This window comes from Pseudomonas sp. R4-34-07 (assembly GCF_003852375.1).
Taxonomy (GTDB): Bacteria; Pseudomonadota; Gammaproteobacteria; order Pseudomonadales; family Pseudomonadaceae; genus Aquipseudomonas.
This window is the reverse complement of record NZ_CP027760.1, coordinates 1,512,645-1,535,327: the sequence shown is the minus strand read 5'-3', so window position 1 is coordinate 1,535,327 and position 22,683 is coordinate 1,512,645. Positions and strand designations below refer to the sequence as shown.

General features: G+C 60.2%; 25 protein-coding genes, 1 tRNA gene and 1 pseudogene. 13 read left to right on the top strand and 14 right to left on the bottom strand.

From position 1 onward, the window contains the following. Positions 1–232: 232 nt before the first annotated feature. The 5 genes and pseudogenes from C4J85_RS06985 to C4J85_RS06960 all read left to right on the top strand — a co-directional run. Positions 233–514, top strand: coding sequence for a type II toxin-antitoxin system ParD family antitoxin (locus tag C4J85_RS06985; protein WP_177413578.1), 282 nt, complete (start codon positions 233–235; stop codon positions 512–514). Next, positions 511–828 (top strand): type II toxin-antitoxin system RelE/ParE family toxin, encoded by a 318-nt coding sequence (locus C4J85_RS06980; RefSeq protein WP_124406536.1) that lies wholly within the window; start codon positions 511–513, stop codon positions 826–828. The genes C4J85_RS06985 and C4J85_RS06980 overlap by 4 nt, the downstream gene beginning before the upstream one ends. 219 nt (positions 829–1,047) lie before the next feature. Further along, entirely contained in the window at positions 1,048–2,274 is a 1,227-nt protein-coding gene (locus C4J85_RS06975; protein WP_124406535.1) for an MFS transporter, read from the top strand. A gap of 467 nt (positions 2,275–2,741) precedes the next feature. Next, complete coding sequence (locus C4J85_RS06965; protein WP_124366222.1) at positions 2,742–2,981, top strand: type II toxin-antitoxin system RelB/DinJ family antitoxin; 240 nt, start codon at positions 2,742–2,744, stop codon at positions 2,979–2,981. Beyond that, a pseudogene (locus C4J85_RS06960) lies at positions 2,971–3,252 on the top strand (type II toxin-antitoxin system RelE/ParE family toxin); the annotation flags it as partial. The gene C4J85_RS06965 and the pseudogene C4J85_RS06960, both read left to right, overlap by 11 nt. Before the next feature lie 107 nt (positions 3,253–3,359). Here C4J85_RS06960 and C4J85_RS06955 read toward each other — a convergent pair. From C4J85_RS06955 to dapA, 5 genes are all read right to left on the bottom strand, one after another. Beyond that, positions 3,360–3,449 (bottom strand) — tRNA-Ser (locus tag C4J85_RS06955). An 83-nt stretch (positions 3,450–3,532) separates the two neighbouring features. Next, positions 3,533–4,246 (bottom strand): phosphoribosylaminoimidazolesuccinocarboxamide synthase, encoded by a 714-nt coding sequence (gene purC / locus C4J85_RS06950; RefSeq protein ID WP_124409288.1) that lies wholly within the window; start codon positions 4,244–4,246, stop codon positions 3,533–3,535. Between the two features lie 27 nt (positions 4,247–4,273). Continuing rightward, positions 4,274–5,032, bottom strand: coding sequence for an MBL fold metallo-hydrolase (locus C4J85_RS06945; protein WP_124369961.1), 759 nt, complete (start codon positions 5,030–5,032; stop codon positions 4,274–4,276). A 4-nt stretch (positions 5,033–5,036) separates the two neighbouring features. Next, positions 5,037–6,152 carry an outer membrane protein assembly factor BamC gene (bamC, locus tag C4J85_RS06940; RefSeq protein ID WP_124361739.1) on the bottom strand — a complete coding sequence of 372 codons (1,116 nt, stop codon included), beginning with the start codon at positions 6,150–6,152 and terminating at the stop codon, positions 5,037–5,039. Positions 6,153–6,169: 17 nt separating this feature from the next. After that, complete coding sequence (gene dapA / locus C4J85_RS06935; protein ID WP_124406534.1) at positions 6,170–7,048, bottom strand: 4-hydroxy-tetrahydrodipicolinate synthase; 879 nt, start codon at positions 7,046–7,048, stop codon at positions 6,170–6,172. A gap of 262 nt (positions 7,049–7,310) precedes the next feature. Here dapA and C4J85_RS06930 point away from each other — a divergent pair, with 262 nt between their 5' ends. Both C4J85_RS06930 and C4J85_RS06925 read left to right on the top strand, forming a co-directional pair. Further along, entirely contained in the window at positions 7,311–7,871 is a 561-nt protein-coding gene (locus C4J85_RS06930) for a glycine cleavage system protein R (protein WP_003189463.1), read from the top strand. 10 nt (positions 7,872–7,881) lie between these two features. Further along, positions 7,882–8,355: a peroxiredoxin gene (locus C4J85_RS06925; protein WP_124366219.1), complete on the top strand. Its 474-nt coding sequence runs from the start codon at positions 7,882–7,884 to the stop codon at positions 8,353–8,355. A 19-nt stretch (positions 8,356–8,374) separates the two neighbouring features. On the opposite strand, the gene C4J85_RS06920 is transcribed toward C4J85_RS06925, so the two are convergent. Continuing rightward, positions 8,375–8,614 carry a sulfurtransferase TusA family protein gene (locus tag C4J85_RS06920; RefSeq protein ID WP_124406533.1) on the bottom strand — a complete coding sequence of 80 codons (240 nt, stop codon included), beginning with the start codon at positions 8,612–8,614 and terminating at the stop codon, positions 8,375–8,377. Positions 8,615–8,709: 95 nt separating this feature from the next. On the opposite strand from C4J85_RS06920, the gene C4J85_RS06915 reads away from it, so the two are divergent. After that, positions 8,710–10,143, top strand: coding sequence for a M48 family metalloprotease (locus tag C4J85_RS06915; protein ID WP_124409287.1), 1,434 nt, complete (start codon positions 8,710–8,712; stop codon positions 10,141–10,143). A gap of 67 nt (positions 10,144–10,210) precedes the next feature. Here the strand turns inward: C4J85_RS06915 and C4J85_RS06910 are convergent, their stop codons facing one another. The 4 genes from C4J85_RS06910 to rpoE form a co-directional block, all read right to left on the bottom strand. Continuing rightward, positions 10,211–11,650, bottom strand: coding sequence for a DegQ family serine endoprotease (locus C4J85_RS06910; protein ID WP_124409286.1), 1,440 nt, complete (start codon positions 11,648–11,650; stop codon positions 10,211–10,213). 230 nt (positions 11,651–11,880) lie between these two features. Then, positions 11,881–12,840, bottom strand: a complete 960-nt coding sequence (locus C4J85_RS06905; RefSeq protein WP_124366215.1) for a MucB/RseB C-terminal domain-containing protein — start codon at positions 12,838–12,840, stop codon at positions 11,881–11,883. 16 nt (positions 12,841–12,856) lie between these two features. Then, positions 12,857–13,444 carry a sigma-E factor negative regulatory protein gene (locus C4J85_RS06900; protein WP_057723059.1) on the bottom strand — a complete coding sequence of 196 codons (588 nt, stop codon included), beginning with the start codon at positions 13,442–13,444 and terminating at the stop codon, positions 12,857–12,859. 32 nt (positions 13,445–13,476) lie between these two features. Beyond that, positions 13,477–14,058, bottom strand: a complete 582-nt coding sequence (rpoE, locus tag C4J85_RS06895) for an RNA polymerase sigma factor RpoE (RefSeq protein ID WP_003172477.1) — start codon at positions 14,056–14,058, stop codon at positions 13,477–13,479. 464 nt (positions 14,059–14,522) lie between these two features. Between rpoE and nadB the strand changes: the two genes are divergently transcribed. Next, positions 14,523–16,139, top strand: coding sequence for an L-aspartate oxidase (gene nadB / locus C4J85_RS06890; protein WP_124361732.1), 1,617 nt, complete (start codon positions 14,523–14,525; stop codon positions 16,137–16,139). Here the strand turns inward: nadB and C4J85_RS06885 are convergent. Continuing rightward, positions 16,108–16,554 carry a protein YgfX gene (locus C4J85_RS06885; RefSeq protein WP_124409285.1) on the bottom strand — a complete coding sequence of 149 codons (447 nt, stop codon included), beginning with the start codon at positions 16,552–16,554 and terminating at the stop codon, positions 16,108–16,110. The genes nadB and C4J85_RS06885 overlap by 32 nt on opposite strands. Continuing rightward, positions 16,538–16,792, bottom strand: coding sequence for a succinate dehydrogenase assembly factor 2 (locus C4J85_RS06880; RefSeq protein ID WP_124409284.1), 255 nt, complete (start codon positions 16,790–16,792; stop codon positions 16,538–16,540). Before C4J85_RS06880 ends, C4J85_RS06885 begins: the two co-directional genes overlap by 17 nt. Before the next feature lie 140 nt (positions 16,793–16,932). On the opposite strand from C4J85_RS06880, the gene C4J85_RS06875 reads away from it, so the two are divergent. Together C4J85_RS06875 and C4J85_RS06870 are read left to right on the top strand one after the other, a co-directional pair. Beyond that, positions 16,933–17,874, top strand: coding sequence for a folate-binding protein YgfZ (locus C4J85_RS06875; protein WP_124409283.1), 942 nt, complete (start codon positions 16,933–16,935; stop codon positions 17,872–17,874). A 37-nt stretch (positions 17,875–17,911) separates the two neighbouring features. Then, on the top strand, positions 17,912–18,733 hold the full coding sequence (locus tag C4J85_RS06870; RefSeq protein ID WP_124366212.1) for an HDOD domain-containing protein: 822 nt from the start codon (positions 17,912–17,914) through the stop codon (positions 18,731–18,733). On the opposite strand, the gene C4J85_RS06865 is transcribed toward C4J85_RS06870, so the two are convergent. Together C4J85_RS06865 and C4J85_RS06860 are read right to left on the bottom strand one after the other, a co-directional pair. Next, positions 18,727–20,118, bottom strand: coding sequence for a sensor histidine kinase (locus tag C4J85_RS06865; RefSeq protein WP_124366211.1), 1,392 nt, complete (start codon positions 20,116–20,118; stop codon positions 18,727–18,729). The two genes, C4J85_RS06870 and C4J85_RS06865, sit on opposite strands and share 7 nt — an antisense overlap. Beyond that, on the bottom strand, positions 20,111–20,782 hold the full coding sequence (locus tag C4J85_RS06860) for a response regulator (RefSeq protein ID WP_124366210.1): 672 nt from the start codon (positions 20,780–20,782) through the stop codon (positions 20,111–20,113). Before C4J85_RS06860 ends, C4J85_RS06865 begins: the two co-directional genes overlap by 8 nt. A gap of 393 nt (positions 20,783–21,175) precedes the next feature. On the opposite strand from C4J85_RS06860, the gene C4J85_RS06855 reads away from it, so the two are divergent. Both C4J85_RS06855 and C4J85_RS06850 read left to right on the top strand, forming a co-directional pair. Beyond that, on the top strand, positions 21,176–22,165 hold the full coding sequence (locus C4J85_RS06855) for a tripartite tricarboxylate transporter substrate binding protein (protein WP_164484579.1): 990 nt from the start codon (positions 21,176–21,178) through the stop codon (positions 22,163–22,165). Positions 22,166–22,224: 59 nt separating this feature from the next. Continuing rightward, the gene (locus C4J85_RS06850) at positions 22,225–22,683 is read left to right on the top strand and encodes a tripartite tricarboxylate transporter TctB family protein (RefSeq protein WP_124366209.1); all 459 of its coding nucleotides are present in this window, start codon (positions 22,225–22,227) and stop codon (positions 22,681–22,683) included.

Here is a 22,683-nt window from a genome sequence, read left to right as displayed (position 1 = left end):
CATATGAAGTCATACATATCAGCAGCTTATCAGCGTCCCCAGACCACGAAATCGCCAAAACGGGTCAATACTTGCAGCCTTACCTACACAACGGGAGAGGCAAAACCGCATGGAAACCTATCACTTCTGGATGGACGACGAGACGCCGGATATCGGCATCGATCAGCTGCTTCTTGCATCGCGCCAATGGTCAAGTAGGATTGAATCCTACTCACCTCTGGCGGACATCCAAATGCGCTCAACCCAGCAAATGAGCATCACGTTGCCCCTTGAAATGGCTGCCCTGGTCAAAGCCAAGGTGGCTGCCGGCGAATATGCCAGCGAAAGTGAAGTGATTCGCGACGGACTGCGCGTGCTGCTGGCACGTGACCGCGCCATGGACGACTGGCTGAGGGATGAAGTCATTCCGGCAGCGACCGCGCTCGAGGCTGAGCCTGAGCTCGGGCTATCCGCTGAACAGGTCCGCGAACACCTGGCAGCCAAACGTCAGCGCAAAGGCACAGGGAAAGCGTGAGCTACTCGGTAGTCTTTTCGCCTGAAGCCCTGGCGCAACTCGATGCCCTCGAAGACTACATCAGCGATGTCGGCTCCCCGCCTGTGGCTGCGCGTTTTATCGACAATCTCGTCAGCTACTGTGAAAGCCTTGCCCTGTTTCCCTTGCGTGGCTTGCGTCGTGACGACCTGCTGACAGGCTTGCGCATCACCCATTATCGTCGCACCACCCTCATTGCTTTCAGGGTGAGGGCTGGCTGCGAAACGGTATCGATAGTGGGGATATTTTACGGCGGGCAAGACTACACGGCGTTGTTGCAGGGAGATGAGAGTTAACGTCCAACACTGGATAAAACAGCCTGCTGAAAACGGGTCAGCAGGCTCTTGGTATTTCTTCTCGCTGATTGAATAAGTGCACGCCTCGTCACATCGATGGCACTGATGATTACTATCGAAACGAGCGCCTGCCCGATTGCCCACACTGCTTCCTATAATCCCTTCCGAATTCCCTCCCCCGCCTGGCTTCAGGCGACATTCCTGTTGGAACCCAATCCCATGCCAAGCGCGAGCCAGGCCCCTAGCGGGCTTCCCGAACATAACCAACAAAGTGTCAAACAGCAGTGGCTGGCGATTCTTTCGGTCGCCGTGGGCGCATTCGCCTTGGTGACCAGCGAATTTCTGCCGGTGGGCGTGCTCAATGATGTCGCCAGCGATCTGGGCATCAGCGCCGGTCACGCCGGGCTGATGGTGACTCTGCCCGGCATCATGGCCGCGCTAGCCGCGCCGTTTCTGTCGGTCAGCATCGGCACCATGGACCGTCGCTATCTGCTGATCGGCCTGACGTTGGTGATGATCATCGCCAACTCGGTGGTGGCCTTCGCCAGTGACTTCAGCCTGTTGCTGTTCGGGCGTGTACTGCTCGGCATCAGCATTGGCGGCTTCTGGGCCACGGCCATTGCGCTCAGCGGAAGGCTGGCGCCCAAGGGCGTGGGCGTTGCGAAAGCCACCTCGATCATCATGATGGGCGTGACCCTGGCCACCGTATTGGGCGTGCCGGTCGGCACCTGGCTCAGCGGCCTGATGGGCTGGCGCATGACTTTCCTGGTCACCGCACTGGTGGGCATTCCGGTGCTGCTGGCGCAGGTTTTCCTGCTGCCCCGACTCACCCCGGAAAAAGCCATTCAGATCCGCGACCTGCCGGCCTTGTTTATCAACCCACAAGCTCGGGTCGGGTTGATCGCCGTACTGCTGATCGGCCTGGCACACTTTGCCGCGTACACCTATGTCGCGCCGTTTTTCAAAAACAGTTCAGGCTTTGACGGCCCGACGATTGGTTCACTGTTGCTGCTGTATGGCGTAGCGGGCGTGATGGGTAACGTCTTCGCCGGCTTCGCCGCCAACCGCAGCGTACGCAACACCCTGCTGCTGGTCGCGCTGATGATCGGCACCAGCACCGCGCTGTTCCCCTACTTCGCCACCGGCATGACCGGCGCCGCGATGCTGATCGCCCTCTGGGGCTTCGCCTTCGGTGCGTTCCCGGCCTGCGCCAGCATCTGGATGTTCGTCGTGGCACCCAAGGACGTGGAGCGCGGCATGCCACTGTTTGTCGCGCTGTTTCAGGTGATCATTGCCCTGGGCTCGTTCTTTGGTGGGCGGATTGTCGATCAGATGGGTAGCTCGGTGTTGTTGAGCCTGGCGACGGTGTTGGTGGGATGTGGTTTTGCGACGGTATTGGTGCTGGGGCGCAAGGTGAGTAATAGCCTGGTGGCGCAGCCTGCCTGAGCGGGTTGAATCCGCGAAAAAAGCCTGCTGAGCGTGAGTTCAGCAGGCTTTTTTCGCTCCAGCGGCAAGTATTAATCAACGCAACGCTGCTCGAAAACTGCCGGCTCTGCACAACGTAAGCACCTGTCTCGGAAAAGCTTGGTAAAGAGAATTCCCACAGGGAGGCTTGTGTGCATAAGCCTCTGAGCTAGCCTCAAAAGGTCGCCGCCGTGGCGACATACTGACAGGATGCTTATATGCCAACGAGATACCGCGATGCGGTCACAGGTGAATACGTGACAGAGCAAGAGGCAAAAAAACGGCCAAGGGAAACGGTAAAGGAAACGGATAAAAAGCCCCCGGCAAAGCCGAAGGCTAAGAAGTAGGGTCAATGAATGAGAGAGATTGCCGTATGTCCAGAGAGGCTTGCCAGTAAAGCACGCTTGCTCCATCGTAATGACGAACGTCATTACATAAGGAGTTATCCCTTGGCCTCTATCAACATTCGTATCGATGACGACCTTAAGGCTCGCGCCTACCTTGAACTGGAAAAACTCGGTGTCACGCCTTCCGAACTGATACGCCAGGCGCTGCAATATGTAGCCGAGCGCGGCCAACTGCCATTCAAGCCCGTGCTGATGACTGAAGAAGATGAAGCCTTGATAGCGACCGTGCGTGAGCGCCTTGCGTCGCCTCAACGAGTGAAGGTTTCTTTAGATGATCTATAGCCTTGATTTTGATGCGCGTGCATTGAAGGAATGGCAAAAACTCGGCGACACCCTTCGTCAGCAATTCAAGAAGAAGCTGGTCAAAATCCTGAACAACCCACACATTGACGCGAACCGCCTGCATGGCCTGCCTGACTGCTACAAGATCAAACTGCGTAGCAGCGGGTACAGGCTGGTCTATCAAGTGATCGATCAGGAAATTACTGTGTTTGTGGTCGCCGTTGATAAACGTGAGCATGATCAGGCTTATCGGAAAGCGTTTGAGCGCTTGGACCGGCGCCAGGTGCGATTGCAGCGAATCCCTGAAGCAGCCATGAACAGCCATAGGAAACGAAAAAGCCCCGTAGCTTATTCAGCTGCGGGGCTTTTCTTATGTAATGGCGGAGAGATAGGGATTCGAACCCTAGGTACCGGTGAAGGTACAACGGATTTCGAATCCGTCCCATTCGGCCACTCTGGCATCTCTCCAACGGCGCGCATCATAACAGCCTGTTTCGTGGAAGCAAAGCGCCGAAGCGTTTTTTTTCCGTGCTATCAGATGCTTGCGTCGATTACAGCGGTACGCCGAGACGCTTGGCGACTTCTTCGTAGGCTTCGATAACATCACCGAGGCCCTGGCGGAAGCGGTCTTTGTCCATCTTCTTCTTGGTGTCCTTGTCCCACAGGCGGCAGCCGTCAGGGCTGAATTCGTCGCCCAGGACGATGGAGCCGTCGTGGAACACGCCGAATTCGAGTTTGAAGTCCACCAGCAAGAGGCCGGCGTCGTCGAACAGTTTGCTCAGCACGTCGTTGACCTTGAGGGACAACTCTTTCATGCGCGCCAATTGTTCAGCAGTGCCCCAGCCGAAGGCCACGACGTGGGATTCGTTGATGAACGGGTCGCCCTTGGCGTCGTCCTTCAGGAACAGTTCGAAGGTGTAGGGATTGAGCTTGAGGCCCTCTTCCACGCCCAGGCGTTTGACCAGGCTGCCGGCAGCGTAGTTACGCACGACGCATTCGACCGGGATCATGTCGAGCTTCTTGACCAGGCACTCGTTGTCGCCCAGCAATCTGTCGAATTGGGTCGGAATGCCGGCCTCTTCGAGTTTCTGCATGATGAAAGCGTTGAACTTGTTGTTCACCATCCCCTTGCGATCAAGCTGCTCGATGCGCTTACCGTCGAACGCCGAGGTGTCGTTGCGAAACAGCAGGATCAGGCGGTTGGCGTCGTCGGTCTTGTATACCGACTTGGCTTTGCCGCGGTAGAGTTCTTCACGTTTTTCCATGATGGGCTCCGCTTTGAGTGAGGTGGGCTAGGCGATATGTCGCCAGTCGAGCCCTGAATCTTGATCGGCCAGTTGCAGCCAGTCCGGGTCGCACCCGAGGGTGTCGACAAAACATTGCCGGGCAAGCGTCGGCAGGTTGTTCTTGCTGCTCAGGTGGGCCAGGACCAGGTGTTGCAGGTCTTGCCAGCCCAACTCATACACCAGGTACGCCGCCTGATGGTTGTTCAAATGTCCCAGTTCGCCGCCCACCCGCTGCTTGAGAAAGTAGGGGTAATGACCGCGAGCCAGCAGGTCTCGGCAGTGATTGGACTCGATCATCAAGGCATCGAGGTCGCGGTAACCGTCGAGCACCTTGGCGCAGTAGGAACCCAGGTCGGTGAGCACACCGAAGCGCCGCTCGCCGTCACTGAATACATATTGCGTGGGTTCCTGGGCATCGTGAGCGACCGCGACAACACTGATGCTCAGGGCACCGATCTGCAGTTGCTCGCCTCCCGCCAGGAAACCTGCGGGTTCAACGGGTTTGCGCATCCCGCGCAACGTGCCGCGACTCAAGTACACCGGAAGATTGTAGCGCCGAGACAGCAAACCCACGCCATGCACGTGATCGGCATGTTCGTGGGTCACTAGAATCGCGCTCAGCTGCGCGGGGTGAACCCCCAGGCGCAGCAGGCGCCGCTCGGTTTCTCTTAACGAGAAACCACAATCCACCAGTACGTACGTGTCGTCGTGGGCGACCAGCGTGCCGTTCCCTTGGCTACCGCTACCGAGAACAGCAAAACGCATCGGATCAGCCCAGGTTGTCCTGAATCACGCCCAACACTTTGCGCGCTGTTTCAGCTGGCGCGACAGTGTTGATGTTCTTCTCGACCGTGACTTGTACGCTCTCGCCAACCTTGCTCAAACGAACCTGGTAACGCTCGGCGCGGGTCTCGACTTCTTCCTTGGTCGGCTGGCTGCCGAACAATTTGCCGAAGAAACCTGGCTCGTCGTCCTTTTTCTCGGCCTTTTCAGCCACGTTGATGTAGTACAGGCCCAGGCTGCGGTTGATGTCTTCAACGCGCCAAGGACCCTGCTCCAACGCGCGACCGACGCTGGCCCAGGCACGATCCAGGTCTTCACCCAGGTTCAGCACCACGTTGCCGCTACCATCTTCGGTAAGGCTGACGCGGCTCGGTGTGTCGTAATCGCGTGCGGCGAGCAGGGAAACCGAGCCGCCCTTCTCGGAGATACGACTCATGCTGGCCAGCATCTCGTCGACCAGCGCGGCGTCGACACCGGTATTGACCGAGCGGTTGGTGAAATCGACGTTGGCGGTGCTGCCGGCAGGACGCTCGGCGCTGACCACATAGACTTCACTGGTATTGCGTTGCACGCCAGGCTCGATGCGCACACGCACACGGGCTTCGTTATCGGCGGCTACACCACTGGCCTGCAGACGCTGGGCCATGTTGGCGGAGAGCTCGCTGCCGCGCTGCCAGGCCGTGGTGAACTCACCGGTCTGCGGACGCTGTTGGTCGAGACGAAAACCGTTGTCCTGAAAGAACTGCACGGCCACCGGCCAGACTTCGGCGGGTGGGCGCTGAGCCACGATCCAGCGGTTGTCGCCGCTCTTCTGCAGGCTGTAGTCGCTGGCATCGGCCACCGCCGTGATCGGTTGCGGGCGTGGCACCACGTATTCGCCCTTGACGGTGTCGTCGGCGACATTGCGTGGAATCGGCAGCAGCGGGTCGAGGCGCTTGGCGACGCTCACGTCAGGCGGTAGTTGCATCGGTTTGGTTGCTTGCGCTTCCAGGTAATCGCTGCCGCGGTCACGGAAGTAGCCTTCCGGGCCCCATACCCAACCGCAGCCACTGGTGCTGGAGATAATCAAGGCAAGTGCGGAAAGTCCGGCCAATCGCTTCATGCGTAGTGCTTCCTCAATTAAACCAGGACGCCGGACTGGCGCAGGGCCTGTCGCAGCGGTTCGTGACAGGCTTCGCTGAGCCGGGTGAGCGGCAGACGGATACCGTCCGGCATCAGGCCCATCTCAAACAGCGCCCACTTCACGGGAATAGGGTTGGATTCGATAAACAGTGTTTTGTTGAGCGGCATCAGCTTCTCGTGGATCGCACGTGCGGTCGTGGCGTCACCGGCAATGGCGGCGGCGCACATTTCGCTCATGGCGCGCGGGGCGACGTTGGCGGTCACGGAAATGTTGCCCTTGCCGCCCAGCAGGATTAGCTCGACAGCGGTGGCGTCGTCACCGGAATACACCAGGAAATCGCTGCTCACGCCGGCCAGGATGTCCTTGGCGCGCTGCAGGTCGCCGGTGGCTTCCTTGATACCGATGATGTTCGGCACGGTGGACAGGCGGATCACCGTCTCGGCTTTCATATCGCACGCAGTGCGGCCGGGTACGTTGTAGAGGATCTGCGGGATGTCGACAGCTTCGGCAATGGTGCGAAAGTGCTGGTACAGGCCTTCCTGAGTCGGCTTGTTGTAATACGGAGTCACCAGCAGGCACGCATCGGCGCCGGCCTTCTTGGCGTTTTTGGTCAGCTCGATTGCTTCACGCGTCGAGTTGGCGCCGGTACCGGCGATCACGGCGATGCGGCCCGCAACGCGCTTGACCACGAACTCGATCACCTGGATGTGTTCTTCCACATCGAGGGTGGCCGATTCACCTGTGGTGCCGACCGCTACGATGGCATTGGTGCCTTCTTGCAGGTGGAAGTCCACCAGTTTGCCCAGGCTGTCCCAGTCGAGATGACCTTGTGCATCCATGGGTGTGACCAGTGCCACCATACTGCCCGCAATCATGCAACCGCTCCTGCCGGAAAAAGAGAGCCGTAATGGTACTGGCGCCAAGATGCTTGTACAAGCGAAGTACCGTGCGAGGATGCGTTCTGGCGTAACTAAACGACGGGCAATGCCATCATTGGGCCAAAGCACCGCGTGAAGCACGCCGTTCAGGTAATGAAAACGCCACCTCCTAGCCCTTGGCGATGGTTTTCGCTACCCTTCATCCTTTGATCGATACAGCTCTGACGGTATCGACCGCTCATCGCTTTAGGAAGGCTGCATGTCCACCCCCACAGTTCGCGAACAATTCCTTGTTATCAGTGCCCTCGGCGCCAACCCCATGGAGCTGACCAACGTCCTGTGCCGCGCCAGCCATGAAAACCGCTGCGCCGTCGTGACCTCGCGCCTGACCCGCCATGGCGAATGCAGTGCGCTGGTGCTGCAGATTTCCGGCAGTTGGGACGCCTTGGCGCGCCTGGAGACCGGCCTGCCTGGCCTGGCCAAGAAGCACGACTTCACCGTTAACGTGGTGCGCAGCGCAGCCCTGGAAAATCGCCCGCAGGCCCTGCCTTACGTGGCGTATGTCAGCTCGGCCTACCGCTCGGACATCGTCAACGAGCTGTGCCAGTTCTTTATCGACCACAACGTCGAGTTGGAGAACCTGACCTGCGACACCTACCAGGCGCCACAAACCGGCGGCACCATGCTCAACGCCACCTTCACCGTGACCTTGCCGGCCGGCGTGCAGATCAGTTGGCTACGCGACCAGTTCCTGGATTTCGCCGACGCCCTGAACCTTGACGCCCTGATCGAGCCGTGGCGCCCACAGAACCCCATGTAAGGACTTGCCCATGCCGGTAGCCATCGACACACCCGTCGCCGATTTCGAAGCCCAGGCCACCAGCGGCCAGACCTTCAGCCTTGCGGCCCTCAAGGGCAAGCAAGTGGTGCTCTATTTCTACCCGAAAGACAGCACCCCAGGCTGCACCACCGAAGGCCAGGGTTTCCGCGACCAATACGCCGCGTTCCAGGCCGCCAATACCGAAGTGTTTGGCGTGTCGCGCGACAGCGTGAAGTCCCATGAGAACTTCAAGAGTAAGCAGGCGTTTCCGTTCGAGCTGATCAGTGACAAGGACGAAGCGGTGTGCCAGCTGTTTGATGTGATCAAGCTGAAGAAGCTCTACGGCAAGGAATACCTGGGCGTGGATCGCAGCACCTTTCTGATCGACAGCGAAGGTGTGCTCCGTCAGGAATGGCGCGGCGTGAAAGTGCCAGGGCATGTGGACGCGGTCTTGGCGGCGGCGCAGGCGCTGAACAAGAGCTGATCTTCAGCCAATAAAGCCATCAGGCTTTGCGCAACCAATAACGGTACACACCTGCCGCTTCTTCTTCCTGGACCAGCGTGTGGCCCGCCAGCTTGGCAAAGGTGCGGAAGTCGCGCTGGGAGCCTGCGTCCGTGGCGGTCACTTTGAGTACAGCCCCGCTGGCCAGTCGATTGAGCTCCATCTTGGCCTTGAGCAAGGGCAGCGGACAGTTGAGGCCGCTGGCGTCGAGTTCGGCGTCAAAGGCTACAGCGTCGGTCATGGTGTTACTCCAGGCAAACATTTGAGCTGCTTAGAATATCTGGTCCGAAGCTCAGTGTCCGGCTACAGTAAGCTCTTTGTCGAAAGGCTTTGTGCATGACTTTCCTGCGCCCTACCCTGCTGACGCTGGCCTGCCTGCTGGCCTCCCCGGCCTTCGCTGACGAGCTGCCCTCACTTGGCGACGCCAGTTCTGCCATTGTCTCGCCGCAACAGGAATATCAACTGGGCCGCGCCTGGCTGGCCTACCTGCGCGGGCAGGTCTCGCAACTCAACGACCCGCAGCTCAAGGACTACGTCGAAACCAGCGTGTACAAGCTGGTGGAGACCAGCCAGGTCAATGACCGGCGCCTGGAATTCATCCTGATCAACAGCCCACAACTCAACGCCTTCGCCGCACCCGGCGGGATCGTCGGGGTCAATGGCGGCTTGTTCCTCAATGCCCAGACCGAAGGTGAGTACGCATCGGTGCTGGCTCACGAATTGGCGCATTTGTCCCAGCGCCACTTTGCTCGAGGCGTGGAAGCGCAGTCGCGCATGCAGATCCCGATGATGGCTGCTCTGCTCGGCGGCATCATTGCTGCCGCAGCCGGCGCTGGCGATGCAGGCATTGCCGCGATTGCCGGCTCCCAGGCCGCCGCGATCCAGGAGCAGCGTCGATTCTCCAGGCAGAATGAACAGGAGGCCGACCGTATCGGCATCCTCAACCTGGAGAAAGCCGGCTACGACCCGCGCTCCATGCCTACCATGTTCGAGCGCCTGATGCGCCAGTACCGCTTCGACGCGAAGCCGCCGGAATTCCTGTTGACGCACCCGGTGACGGAATCGCGGATCGCCGACACCCGCAACCGCGCCGAGCAGGCCAAACCCGGCGGAAAGGAAGACAGCCTGCGCTATCAGTTAATCCGCGCTCGGGTGCAATTGAAGTACGAGGACACGCCAGGCCTCGCCGCCAAGCGCTTCCAGGCCCAGCTGGACGAGAACCCGAAGAACGATGTGGCGCGTTATGGCCTGGCCATCGCCCAGATCAAGGGCACCCAGCTCAAGGAAGCACGGGAGAACCTGGCACCGCTGCTGGCCAAAGCGCCCAACGACATCACCTACAACCTGGCGCAGATCGAGCTGGACATCACCAGCAATCGCATGCCAGACGCACAACAACGCACTGACCGCATGCTTGCCCAGTACCCCAGCAACTACCCGCTGAACCAGGTACGCGTAGATCTGCTGCTCAAGCAGAATCGCACCGCTGATGCAGAGAAAGCCCTGGATGGCTTGCTCAAGTCCCGCCCGGATGATCCGGACGTGTGGTATCAGGTCGCCGAGACCCGTGGTTTGTCGGGCAATATCATCGGCCTGCACCAGGCACGCGCCGAATATTTCGCGCTGGTGGGCGACTTCCAGCAAGCCATCCAGCAACTGGACTTTGCCAAGCGCCGCGCAGGCAATAATTTTCCGCTGTCCTCGCGAATCGATGCACGCCAGCGTGAGTTGATCGAGCAGGAACGCCTGGTGAAAGGGATGATGAGCTAAACCCATCGCCCAATAAAAAGCCCCGCCATCATTCACTGATGGCGGGGCTTTTTATTGGGCTGGAAGGTTACTCGGCCAGCTTGAAGGTGATGAAGCTGGCGCGCCCCTGACGCAGCACGCGCATCGACACCGAACGATTCTTCGGCAACGCCTTGGCGATGTCGGCGAATTCCTTGGTGGTATCGATCGCCTGATTGTTCAGGTGGGTGATCACATCGCCCGGTTGCAGGCCGATCAAGGCGGCTGGGCCGTCCAGCACTTCCTTGATCACGACACCGCTCTTGAGGTCGTAGGTCTTCTTCTGCTCGGCAGTCAGCTCTACCACGGCAATGCCCAGGCGGTTACTGCTGCGCTCGACACCCGGCTTGGCATTACCCAGGGCATCGAGGGTCGCACCCTCTTCCGGGATTGCGCCTACGGTGAGCTCCACATTCTGGCGCTTGCCGTCACGAATCACTTCCAGCTTGGCTTTGCTGCCCGCCTTGAGTGCGCCGACCAGATGCGGCAAGTCGGCCGACATAATGATCGGTTGGCCATTCATGCTGAGGATCACGTCGCCGACCTGCAGGCCGCCCTTGGCAGCCGGGCCGTCGTCCTGGATCTGTGCGACCAGCGCACCCGCCGGTTTGTCGAGACCGAAAGACTCTGCGAGGTCCTTGTTCACTTCCTGGATCACCACGCCCAGCCAACCGCGACTCACTTTGCCACCGGCCTTCAACTGATTGGAGACGTCCATAGCCACGTCGATCGGAATCGCGAAAGACACGCCCATGAAACCACCGGAGCGGGTGTAGATCTGCGAGTTGATCCCGACTACTTCGCCGGCCAGGTTGAACAGCGGCCCTCCGGAGTTGCCTGGGTTGATCGGCACGTCGGTCTGGATGAACGGCACATAGTTTTCATTAGGCAGGCTGCGGCCGATGGCGCTGACAATGCCCTGGGTGACAGTGTGGTCAAAACCGAACGGCGACCCGATCGCCACCACCCACTGGCCCGCTTTCAGGTCCTGGGATTTACCCAGTTTAAGCACCGGCAAGTCTTTGCCTTCGATTTTCAGCAAGGCCACGTCGGAACGCGGGTCGGTGCCGACCAGCTTGGCTTTCAACTCACTGCGATCGGCCAGGCGCACGAGGATCTCGTCAGCATCGGCAATCACATGATTGTTGGTGAGGATATAGCCGTCAGGCGAAATGATGAAACCAGAGCCCAGGGACTGCGCTTCGCGCTGGCCACCGCCACCACCGCGCGGGCTGCGTGGTTGCGGCATGCCTCGCTCGAAAAACTCGCGCAGCATCGGCGGCAAGCCTTCCAGGTCGGGCATCTGCTGGTTCGAAACTTTGCGATCCGGCAATTTCTGCGTAGTACTGATGTTCACCACCGCAGGCGAGGCCTGCTCCACCAGTTGGGTGAAATCAGGCAGCTCGACCGCTTGCGCGGGCACGGCCTGACCCAGCACCAGCACCGTGGCGACTATGGATAGGTAAGACTTCAAACGTGGTATCGACATACAGCTCCCGTTACGACGAGCAGGGTTGAGCGACAGGGTTCAAAAAAAGCCGGAAACCGCGCCCGGCATTTTTTGTTCCGCGAACAAGGCAAGGGCCGAGAAGCCCTGACCTATAAAAAACATAAGGATTTTTTGCAAGTGAAAATGCTGATCCAGACATTTCATGCTCTCGACAGGCACCCTAGCATGGCAGCAGAGTGAAAGATCAGGATGAACACTGGATTAACGACTCACGGATTGGCTGCGGCCTTTTCACCGCGAACCGACAACGCGATGCGCTCGGCGGTGCCGATTGGGATTTCCCCGACAACCGTCACCATCATCTGCCCGTCCACCGTATTCACATGCCGCGACACCGCAACCGTGGGCCCAAGCTGGGTGCGGGTTTCCGACACGCTCGCGCCGTCGGTGGGTTCAAGAAATACCGAGAAACGTGCAAGCCCATCATCGTACATCAAGCTGTCTAGGGTGGATTTTGTCTGGGGGTCTTTGCGCGATGCAGTGCTGCTCAGCTCAAACCCAGGCGGCAACCAGTCCAGGTGCCACGCGTTGGATGCGGACGTTTGCGATGTCTCGCTGCGGCCAATCGCAACAGGCGTGCATTCGCTGCTGGGCTGCAAGTCTCGATCAACGGGAGCGGCTGACGTATTCAATCGAACAAACTGAAAACGCTCCAGCAGTTGCCCCTTCTCGCTGAGTAGCAACGACTTGAGGGGTAACGCGGTTTCACGATCCAGGTGCAACTCGAAACCATAGCGGTAAGGGTCGCGCGGGGTGATCGAAACAATAATTGCATTACGACCGGCCACGCGAGATTTGCCGATAACGGCCAGCTCGTAGAATTGATTGAGTTTTTGCGGGTTCAGCGAACGTGACGCACTGTCACGGGAATTACCCAGGCCGGCGACAAGGGTGCCGCTGACGCACTGAGTATGACCTTCTACCCGCACGACTTCCTGGGCAGAGCCATCGAGCTGCAGAAGCCGCTCCCGGACCTGACCGTTCTGAACAAGGTGCCAGATATCGTAGGTAGAAAAACTGCCGTTACGCTCGTAAATGAACGTACCTTGAAAGCTTTGCTGCCGCTCCGCACGCCCAAGTCGAGTCAGCCAGTCTTGGGCTTCATCGGCATGGGCGGGTAGTGCAAACCAACTACTGAACAAAAGCGTAAGGAGCGGTATGGCGCGCATAGGGCTCCTTAGCGGTTCAGCGGTTTTCCAGGCTTGCTGCGCGAGCGTATGGCAGAGCACTTTCAGCGTTCTTGCCAGCCGCTTCCTGTGCATGTTGACGCAGGTAGCCTGGGAGACGCTGGTCCTGCCAACCGGATTGCCCCTGAAGCACACCGTTAGCCATAGGGCCGGCGGTATCAGAGCTTTCCTTGTAGCCAGCCAGTACAGCCGGGCCTTTGACTTGCGGACCGGCCATGACCGGTTGCTGAGTCTGCTGGGCCAGCTCGGCACCGGCTATTTCGTCCTGGTTGTACAGACGAACACCGGCCAGTACGGCGACGGTCACCGAGGCAGCGACTGCCAGACGACCCAGGCTACGCCATGGACCACGAGCAGCTTTTGCCGGAACGGCTTCATCGGCCAACGCGGCAGAAACGGCCGCAGCAATATCCAGACGAGGGATTAGAAGATCCTTGTGCATCACCGCCCGAGCGACTTGGTAACGAGACCAGGTGTCACGGGTTTGGGCATCATCAAATGCATTGAGCACTCGACGAAGTTCCAGTTCATCCGCTTCGTTATCCATCACTGCGGACAGCGATTCCTGCAGGGCATCACGACTCATGGCGGTTCCTCTCTTGGCTGTCGCCGCTGTCTTTAGTTTTCCTGCAACAACGGTTGCAAGGCTTTGTCGATGGCTTCCCGGGCCCGGAAAATCCGTGACCTTACAGTCCCCACCGGACATTGCATGACGCTCGCAATGTCTTCGTAACTCAGACCATCGAATTCACGTAAAGTTAACGCCGTACGTAAATCTTCTGGCAGTTGCTGAATTGTTCGATGAACGGTTCCCTCGATTTCGTCGCGCAGCAACGCACGCTCCGGCGACTCGAGATCTTTGAGGCCGTGATCACCATCATAGAATTCAGCATCTTCTGAACTGACATCACTGTCTGGTGGGCGGCGGCCGCGAGACACCAGATAGTTCTTCGCCGTGTTAATGGCGATGCGATATAGCCACGTATAAAACGCACTATCACCGCGGAAATTGCCCAGTGCACGGTACGCCTTGATAAAGGCTTCCTGTGCAACGTCCTGCGCTTCATGGGTGTCGTGCACAAACCGCACGATCAACCCGAGAATTTTGTGCTGATATTTCAGCACTAGCAGATCAAATGCGCGCTTGTCGCCGCGTTGTACGCGCTCGACCAGCTGCTGATCCTCTTCCTGGGTTAGCATGAACACTCCTCGTTGTACTCGAAGGAGGCTTGCATAACTAATCGATCAGGCTTGCAAACATAGACTCGGGCTTTTCGCAAAAGTTCTCCCCCTTCAAGCAAGTTTCCGGCACGCACTGATTTGGCACACACGAAAAACGCAGCTCAGGCAACGCCGGCTGCGCGAATAATCTTTTCGTCGGTTTTCTGACGCGTCCAATGCTCCCGACGGGCCAATAAACACAACGTTTTTTCCCAGCTTTCGGGCAACCTGCTATTGAGTCGGGGCTTATGCAAAAAGTTCCCGCTCGCTGACTGGCTGTTTAACCGGGTGCTGTGCACCGTAATCTCACAATGCCACGAATGCCTGGCTATTGTGCCGCTCCACCCCTCTATATACTAGTGGTCCGTGTGCCCCTTTGATTCGCCGATCCAGGCGTCCTGCTTGCGCCTCCTCTTCGGATCGCTTTTTGCGGAATCCATTCAATGAGCCAACAGTTTCAACACGATGTCCTGGTGATCGGCAGCGGCGCCGCCGGCCTGAGCCTGGCACTGACCCTCCCCAGCCATCTGCGTATAGCCGTACTGAGCAAAGGCGACCTGGCCAACGGTTCGACATTCTGGGCACAGGGCGGCGTCGCCGCCGTACTGGACGACACCGACACCGTACAGTCCCATGTCGAAGACACCCTCAATGCCGGCGGCGGCCTGTGCAATGAAGACGCGGTGCGCTTCACCGTCGAGCATAGTCGCGAGGCAATCCAATGGCTGATCGACCAGGGCGTGCCCTTTACCCGTGATGAGCATGCGGGCAGCGATGACGGCGGCTTCGAGTTCCATCTGACCCGTGAGGGCGGCCACAGCCACCGCCGCATCATCCATGCCGCCGACGCCACCGGCGCCGCCATTTTCAGGACCTTGCTCGACCAGGCGCGCCAACGCCCCAACATCGAATTGCTGGAGCAGCGAGTCGCCGTCGACCTGATCACCGAAAAACGCCTGGGCCTTCCCGGCGAGCGCTGCCTCGGCGCCTATGTGCTCAACCGCACCAGCGGCGAAGTCGACACCTACGGCGCGCGCTTCACCATCCTTGCCTCAGGTGGCGCGGCCAAGGTCTACCTCTATACCAGCAACCCCGACGGGGCCTGCGGCGACGGCATCGCCATGGCCTGGCGCTCGGGCTGCCGGGTGGCGAACCTGGAATTCAACCAGTTCCACCCCACTTGCCTGTACCACCCCCAGGCCAAGAGTTTCCTGATCACCGAGGCGTTGCGCGGGGAAGGTGCGCACTTGAAGCTGCCCAATGGCGAACGCTTCATGCAACGCTTCGACCCGCGCGCCGAGCTGGCACCGCGCGACATCGTCGCCCGCGCCATCGACCATGAGATGAAGCGCCTGGGCATCGACTGCGTCTACCTGGACATCAGCCACAAACCCGAAGCCTTCATCAAGACGCACTTCCCCACCGTCTATGAACGCTGCCTGACCTTCAACATCGACATCACCAAAGGCCCGATCCCGGTCGTGCCTGCCGCGCATTACACCTGCGGCGGCGTGATGGTCGACCAGCATGGCCGCACCGACGTGCCCGGCCTGTACGCCATTGGCGAAACCAGTTTCACCGGCCTGCACGGCGCCAACCGCATGGCCAGCAACTCGCTGCTCGAATGCTTTGTATATGCGCGCTCGGCGGCGGCGGACATCCTCGAACAACTGCCGCGCATCGCGGTGCCGGCCGCCCTGCCGCGCTGGGATGCCAGCCAGGTGACGGATTCGGACGAAGACGTGATCATCGCGCACAACTGGGACGAGCTGCGGCGCTTCATGTGGGACTACGTGGGGATCGTGCGAACCAACAAGCGCCTGCAACGGGCACAGCACCGGGTGCGTTTGCTGCTGGATGAGATCGACGAGTTCTACAGCAACTATAAAGTCAGCCGCGACCTGATCGAATTACGCAACCTGGCCCAAGTCGCCGAGTTGATGATCCGCTCGGCCATGGCGCGCAAGGAAAGCCGAGGGCTGCATTACACCCTCGACTACCCGCAGATGCTGCCTGAGGCCCGCGACACTATTCTGGTGCCAGCCACCTACGGCGACTGAACTTCAAGCGTACGCGCAGGCGCCGGTGCATATCGGCGGTCTGCGCGTCGTGAGGCACGCACGTCGAGCGCACCCATCGTTCACCTTGCACACGATAGCGCAGCACCACGACCAGCGGCAGCGCCAGGCTGTCAGGCCGCAGTTGCACGCTGTGCCAGCCGCGCTCGGCGCTGAACAATTGCCAGCCATCCTCATCGCGGCGCAAGCCCCGAATCGACGAGCGGTGAGTCAGCAACACATGCCGCGGCAACACCCAGGCGGCGTGGATCAGGCACGCCAGCATTCCAAGGGATGCGAACGGCAGATCGACTACCAGGCAGGCACCCAGTGCAAACAGTTGCGCAATCAGATACGCCGCCAGCAACAGCCGTGAGGCCTGCCAGCGGCATTCAAAACGGTTACTTGGGCTGGACACGGTCCAGGATCATCCGAACCATGCGTTGCAGTTCCGCGTCTTCCGATTCGGCGCGCTCCATGAACCAGCCGAACATGTCCTGGTCTTCGCATTCCAGCAGCCGTACGTAAAGGTCGCGATCTACCTGGTTGAGCATCGCGTAGACTTCTTTGGTGAAAGGCACCAGCAACACGTCCAGTTCCAGCATGCCGCGACGGCTGTGCCAGTAGAGGCGATTGATTTCTACATCTTCGACCATGGAACGCTCCTCAAATAGAGCGCAAGTATACAGGCCCGACGGCACCGGGACAGCCGGCTTTGGTCGCGCCCCATGGAAACTATGCATTTGCCGGGCGCCCCTCTATGATGCACCCATGACTTTTTGACCTGCGATGACCCATGGCCGACTCTGCTTTCTTCTGCTCGCTGTCCCACGAAGGCGTTCTCGCCGTCCGCGGCGCGGACGCTGCCAAATTCCTGCAGGGCCAACTGACCTGCAACCTCAATTACCTGAGTGACACCCAGGCCAGCCTGGGCGCGCGCTGCACGCAAAAAGGCCGGATGCAGTCAAGTTTTCGCATCCTGCTACAAGGTGACGGCGTGCTCCTGGCCATGGCCAGCGAACTGCTCGAGCCGCAATTGGCGGACCTGAAGAAATACGCAGTGTTCTCCAAATCCAAACTCACCGATGAAAGCGCCGCCTGGGTGCGTTTCGGCCTGGCGCATGCCGACCAGGCGCTGGCCGCGCTGGGCCTGGCGTTGCCGGTCGAGACCGACAGCGTGGCGCGCACCGAGACGTTGATCGCCATCCGCGTGTCGCCTGGCCGCGCTGAACTCTGGGCACCCGCCGAACACGCCGAAAGCCTGCGCAGCCAGTTGGCGGCAAGCCTGCCGCAAGCCGAGCTGAATGAATGGCTGCTGGGCCAGGTCCGCGCCGGCATCGGCCAGGTGATGCCGCATACCCGCGAACTGTTCATCCCGCAGATGCTCAACCTGCAGGCGGTGGGCGGCGTCAGCTTCAAGAAAGGCTGCTACACCGGCCAGGAAATCGTCGCGCGCATGCAGTACCTGGGCAAACTCAAACGCCGCCTGTACCGCCTGAGTCTGGCTGCGACCGAATTACCCGAGCCAGGCACCGCACTGTTTTCCCCGAGCCATAACAGTTCGATCGGCGAAGTGGTCATCGCGGCAAAAGCGGGTCAGTCCATTGAACTTCTTGCCGTGCTGCAAGCCGAAGCTGCCGATAATGGCGACGTACGCTTAGGCAGCCTGGAAGGACCGGGCCTGCGGCTGCTTGACCTGCCCTACGCGCTGGACCGCGATCGTGAGATCCAGCGTTAACCGCCGTACTTTTTTTGCAACACCCTAGAGAGTATGAATGAACGAGCTGGCGGAAAAAGTCCAACAGGCTTTGATGAAGGCCATCGACAACGATGACCTGGTTCTGCCGACATTACCGGAAGTGGCCCTGAAAATTCGTCAGGCCGCCGAAGACCCGGAGATCAGCATCAGCCACTTGAGTAAAGTGATCAGTCGAGATACCGCCCTGTCGGCGCGCCTGATCAAAGTGGTCAATAGCCCGTTGCTCAGAGCAACTCAGGAAGTTACCGACCTGCACACCGCCATCACGCGGCTCGGCACCAATTACAGCAGCAACCTGGCCATCGGCCTGGTCATGGAGCAGATCTTTCACGCCCGCTCCGAGGTGGTCGAACAGAAAATGCGCGAAGTGTGGCGCCGCAGCCTCGAGGTCGCGGGCGTCAGCTATGCCTTGTGTCGCCGGCATAGCCAACTCAAGCCGGACCAGGCGGCCCTGGGCGGCCTGGTGCACCAGATCGGGGTGCTGCCGATCCTCACCTATGCCGAAGACCATTACGAGCTGCTGTCCGACCCGGTCAGCCTCAACCACGTGATCGACAGCATCCATCCGGTATTGGGTGACAAGCTGCTCAGCGGCTGGGACTTCCCCGAAATGCTGGCAAAACTGCCCGGCCAGTATCTGAACCTGGAACGCGACGGCGCCCAGCTCGATTACATCGATGTGGTGCAGGTCGCCGTGCTCTACTGTCACCGCCACACCGGACACCCACTGGCGAACGTCGATATGGCGGGTGTACCGGCGGTGAAGAAGCTGCGGATTGACCCCTATAGCGAGACTTTGCGCACCGAGCTGGATGAAGCACGTTCGATGTTCTACTGATCCCCGGCGATAAAACTCACGCGCACTTTCAACCCCGCCGAGTCGCCATCGTGCAGGCTGATCTGCGCCAGGTGCGCACGGCAGATTTCCCCGACAATCGCCAGCCCCAGGCCCGACCCCATACCCTGCTGGCTGCGTCGATAAAATCGCTCGAATACCCGGTCCCGCTCATCCAGCGGGATACCGGGGCCGTCGTCTTCGACTTCGAGCACCGCTGGCGCCGTCACCCGCAAAATCACGTTGCCACCCGGTGGTGTGTGCGCCAGCGCATTGTCCACCAGGTTGCTCAGCAACTCATTGAGCAGCGTCGGTTCGCCGCGCAGCCACACCGGCTCGTCTGCTTCCAGCGCCAAGGCAACGCCTCGCGCGTGGGCCAATGGCGCCATGGCCATGCCCAGCTCTCGGGCCAATTGGCTGAGGTCGAGCAACTGCGCGCCGCCTTCGGCAATGGCCCTGGCACCGTTTTCGATGCGTGCCAGGGACAGCAACTGATTAGCCAGGTGCGTGAGACGGTCGGTGCCCTGGGCGGCGGTTTCCAGGGTGGTGCGCCACGTGGCCGGGTCTTCGGCGCGCAGGCCCAGTTCCAGGCGGGCCTTGAGCGCAGCCAGCGGCGTACGCAACTCGTGGGCGGCGTCGGCGATGAACTGCGCCTGGCGTTCGAACTGGCCGCGCAAGCGTTCGGTGAAATGGTTGAGGGAACGCACCAGCGGGCCGAACTCATCCTGCACCTCTACCAGCGGCAAGGGCCGCAGGTCGTCGGGCTGGCGCTCTTCCACCGCCGTACGCAGGCGCTCCAACGGGCGCAGCGCCGCGCTGACGGCAAACCACACCAGCAACAACGCGCCAATAGCCAGCATGCCCAGGCGCAACAAGGTGTCGGCCATCAGGCTGCGGGCCATGGCGACCCGGGCTTCGTCAGTTTCTGCGACACGGATCTCCGCCATGCCATTCATGTTCGGCTCGGAGACAGCCTTGAGCAGGCTCACCACGCGCACCGGCTGGCCCTGATACACGGCGTCGTAGAACCGCGCCAAGGCTGGGTAATCATCCGTACGCGGGGTGCCGGGCGGCGGGCCAGGAAGGTTTTCGTAACCCGATATCAGCTTCTGGTTGATGTCGTTGACCTGGTAATAGATACGCCCGGCGCTGTCGTAGGCAAAGGTGTCCAGGGCCACGTAGGGCACGTTGGCACTGAGCGTGCCGTCCACCTGGGTCAAGCCGGCGGCAATGGTGCGCGCCGAGGCCAGCAGCGTGCGGTCATAGGCGGTGTCGGCCGCTTCGCGTCCGTTCCAGTAGGCACTCATGCCACTGGCGAGCATCAGCAGCACCAGCAACAGCGCGAGGTTCCACAGCAGGCGCCAGCGCAGGCTGCTGGGCTTATGCATCGCGGGCTTCCAGCAGGTAGCCAAGGCCACGGAAGGTGACAATGGCGATAGGCTGGCCGTCGAGTTTCTTGCGCAGGCGGTGCACATAAATTTCGATAGCGTCCGGGCTGGCTTCTTCGTCGAGACCGAACACCTGGGAGGCCAGTTGCTCCTTGCTCATCACGCGGCCAGGCCGGGCGATGAGCGCCTCGAGCACCGCTTGCTCGCGCGAGGTCAGCGTCAGCAGTTCGCCACCGGCCGTGAAGCGCCGAGTATCGAGGTCGTACACCAGCACGCCGCACGCCTGCTGGCGCTCGCCGCCCAATACGCTGCGCCGTAGCAGTGCCTTGACCCGCGCTTCCAGTTCCGTCAGTTCAAACGGTTTGGCGAGGTAATCGTCGGCGCCCAGGTTCAAGCCATGCACGCGGTCTTTTACATCGCTGCGTGCCGTGAGCATCAACACCGGCAAATTTTTTCCACGGGCGCGCAAGCGTGCCAACACTTCGAAACCATCCATGCGCGGCAGCCCCACATCAAGGATCGCCGCCGCGTATTCCTCGCTGCTCAACGCCAGGTCCGCAGCCACGCCATCGTGCAACACGTCGACGGTCAACCCTATGCTCTTGAGCGCTTGGGCGACACTTTCGGCGAGTTGCAAATGGTCTTCAACCAGAAGGACACGCATGAATTTCTACCTCGTGCAGGCGTGGGCGACGCCACGCTTTGGCGGGCAGTTTACAGGCGCAACCTGCCCTGTGAAGCCCGAAAACATTGAAAGGCAACTGAAAGGTTAGTGAAAGCTTCGCCCTTTAGCATCCAGTCACGGTGGTTACGCCCGCCGAGCTACCTCACCCGTAGCGCCCGAAAAACGCCTCGAAGCGTTTTCGCCAAAATAAGAACAATAACGGAGTGCACCACGATGCTGTCGACACAGCCCCAGGCTCGCCCGCCTGCAAGAAATTCCCGCCTTACTCACACCACTCTGCCCTTGCCGTCTTCGAAGACGGTGGCCGTGCGCTCGCGCAACGCCAGGCACAGCAGCGCACGCGGCTAAGCCACTCATAACAAAAATACGGAGATCACCATGACCCTTTCACTGCGTAAAGTTGCCATTACCGCCGGCTGCATGCTGTTTGCCGGCCAACTGCTGGCCGCCGACGAACCCAAGCGCCCTGAATGCATCGCCCCAGCTTCCCCGGGCGGTGGTTTTGACCTGACCTGCAAGCTGGCACAAAGCGCGCTGGTCAACCAGAAACTGCTGAGCAAGCCGATGCGCGTGACCTACATGCCAGGCGGCGTGGGCGCAGTGGCCTACAACGCGGTGGTCGCTCAGCGCCCTGCGGATGGAGGTACCCTGGTGGCCTGGTCCAGCGGTTCATTGCTGAACCTGGCCCAGGGCAAGTTCGGTCGCTTCGATGAAAGCGCCGTGCGCTGGCTCGCAGCGGTAGGCACCAGTTACGGTGCCATCGCAGTGAAAAGTGATTCGCCCTACAAGACGCTCGACGATCTCGTAAAAGCCTTGAAGAAAGATCCAGGCAGCGTAGTGATAGGTTCCGGCGGCACGGTTGGCAGCCAGGACTGGATGCAAACCGCCCTGATTGCCAAGGCCGCCGGGATCAACCCGCGCGAGCTGCGTTACGTCGCGCTGGAAGGCGGCGGCGAAATCGCTACCGCGTTGCTCGGTGGCCACATTCAGGTGGGCAGCACCGATATTTCCGACTCCATGCCGCACATCCTCAGCGGCGACATGCGCTTGTTGGCGGTGTTCTCCGAGCAGCGCCTGGACGAGCCGGAAATGAAGAACATCCCGACCGCCAAAGAGCAAGGCTATGACATCGTCTGGCCAGTGGTGCGCGGCTTCTACCTCGGGCCAAAAGTCAGCGATGCCGACTACGCCTGGTGGAAGGATGCGTTTGACAAACTGCTGGCTTCCGACGAGTTCGCCAAGCTGCGTGACCAGCGCGAGCTGTTCCCGTTCGCCATGACAGGCCCGGAACTGGACACCTACGTGAAAAAACAGGTGGCTGACTACAAAGTGCTGGCCAAAGAGTTCGGCCTGATCCAGTAAACGCCCCGCTTTCGCGCGGCCACGCCCGTTAAACACGCGGTGTGGCCCAGGAGTTCACCATGCTCTTACAACGCATTTTCGCCGCCGTACTGTTGCTCGCCTGCGCCGGCCTCGCCTTGATGGCCTGGCCGTATCAGGCGGCGTTTTCCTACGAGCCGGTCGGGCCTCGCGCTTTTCCGCTGCTGATGCTCGGGCTGATGAGCCTGGCGCTGATCTACATGCTGTTTCGCCCGCAACCCACCCAGCACACCGAAGAAGACCCGGCACTGGACCGCGACACACTGGTCAAGATCGGCATTTGCGTAGCGCTGTTGATCGTGTTCGCCGCCACCTTCGAATCGTTGGGTTTCATCCTTAGCAGCCTGTTGATCGGCATCCCGATGGCACGCCTGTATGGCGGGCGCTGGATGCCCAGCGTAGTGATCGTCGGCCTGATGGCCATCGGCTTGTACCTGCTGTTCGACAAAGCCATGGATGTGCCGCTGCCCCTCGGCCTGCTCGACGTACTGGAGAACTGA

Excerpts from the sequence above, each read along its gene's own strand:
- dapA (WP_124406534.1), bottom strand. The coding sequence starts at position 7,048 with ATGATTGCGGGCAGTATGGTGGCACTGGTCACACCCATGGATGCACAA.
- purC (WP_124409288.1), bottom strand. The coding sequence starts at position 4,246 with ATGGAAAAACGTGAAGAACTCTACCGCGGCAAAGCCAAGTCGGTATAC.
- rpoE (WP_003172477.1), bottom strand. The coding sequence starts at position 14,058 with ATGCTAACCCAGGAAGAGGATCAGCAGCTGGTCGAGCGCGTACAACGC.
- bamC (WP_124361739.1), bottom strand. The coding sequence starts at position 6,152 with ATGAAGCGATTGGCCGGACTTTCCGCACTTGCCTTGATTATCTCCAGC.
- C4J85_RS06900 (WP_057723059.1), bottom strand. The coding sequence starts at position 13,444 with ATGAGTCGTGATGCCCTGCAGGAATCGCTGTCCGCAGTGATGGATAAC.
- C4J85_RS06915 (WP_124409287.1), top strand. The coding sequence starts at position 8,710 with ATGACTTTCCTGCGCCCTACCCTGCTGACGCTGGCCTGCCTGCTGGCC.
- C4J85_RS06875 (WP_124409283.1), top strand. The coding sequence starts at position 16,933 with ATGGCCGACTCTGCTTTCTTCTGCTCGCTGTCCCACGAAGGCGTTCTC.
- nadB (WP_124361732.1), top strand. The coding sequence starts at position 14,523 with ATGAGCCAACAGTTTCAACACGATGTCCTGGTGATCGGCAGCGGCGCC.
- C4J85_RS06920 (WP_124406533.1), bottom strand. The coding sequence starts at position 8,614 with ATGACCGACGCTGTAGCCTTTGACGCCGAACTCGACGCCAGCGGCCTC.
- C4J85_RS06930 (WP_003189463.1), top strand. The coding sequence starts at position 7,311 with ATGTCCACCCCCACAGTTCGCGAACAATTCCTTGTTATCAGTGCCCTC.
- C4J85_RS06880 (WP_124409284.1), bottom strand. The coding sequence starts at position 16,792 with ATGGTCGAAGATGTAGAAATCAATCGCCTCTACTGGCACAGCCGTCGC.
- C4J85_RS06860 (WP_124366210.1), bottom strand. The coding sequence starts at position 20,782 with ATGCGTGTCCTTCTGGTTGAAGACCATTTGCAACTCGCCGAAAGTGTC.
- C4J85_RS06910 (WP_124409286.1), bottom strand. The coding sequence starts at position 11,650 with ATGTCGATACCACGTTTGAAGTCTTACCTATCCATAGTCGCCACGGTG.
- C4J85_RS06850 (WP_124366209.1), top strand. The coding sequence starts at position 22,225 with ATGCTCTTACAACGCATTTTCGCCGCCGTACTGTTGCTCGCCTGCGCC.
- C4J85_RS06905 (WP_124366215.1), bottom strand. The coding sequence starts at position 12,840 with ATGCGCGCCATACCGCTCCTTACGCTTTTGTTCAGTAGTTGGTTTGCA.
- C4J85_RS06985 (WP_177413578.1), top strand. The coding sequence starts at position 233 with ATGCGCTCAACCCAGCAAATGAGCATCACGTTGCCCCTTGAAATGGCT.
- C4J85_RS06925 (WP_124366219.1), top strand. The coding sequence starts at position 7,882 with ATGCCGGTAGCCATCGACACACCCGTCGCCGATTTCGAAGCCCAGGCC.
- C4J85_RS06975 (WP_124406535.1), top strand. The coding sequence starts at position 1,048 with ATGCCAAGCGCGAGCCAGGCCCCTAGCGGGCTTCCCGAACATAACCAA.
- C4J85_RS06865 (WP_124366211.1), bottom strand. The coding sequence starts at position 20,118 with ATGCATAAGCCCAGCAGCCTGCGCTGGCGCCTGCTGTGGAACCTCGCG.
- C4J85_RS06870 (WP_124366212.1), top strand. The coding sequence starts at position 17,912 with ATGAACGAGCTGGCGGAAAAAGTCCAACAGGCTTTGATGAAGGCCATC.
- C4J85_RS06945 (WP_124369961.1), bottom strand. The coding sequence starts at position 5,032 with ATGCGTTTTGCTGTTCTCGGTAGCGGTAGCCAAGGGAACGGCACGCTG.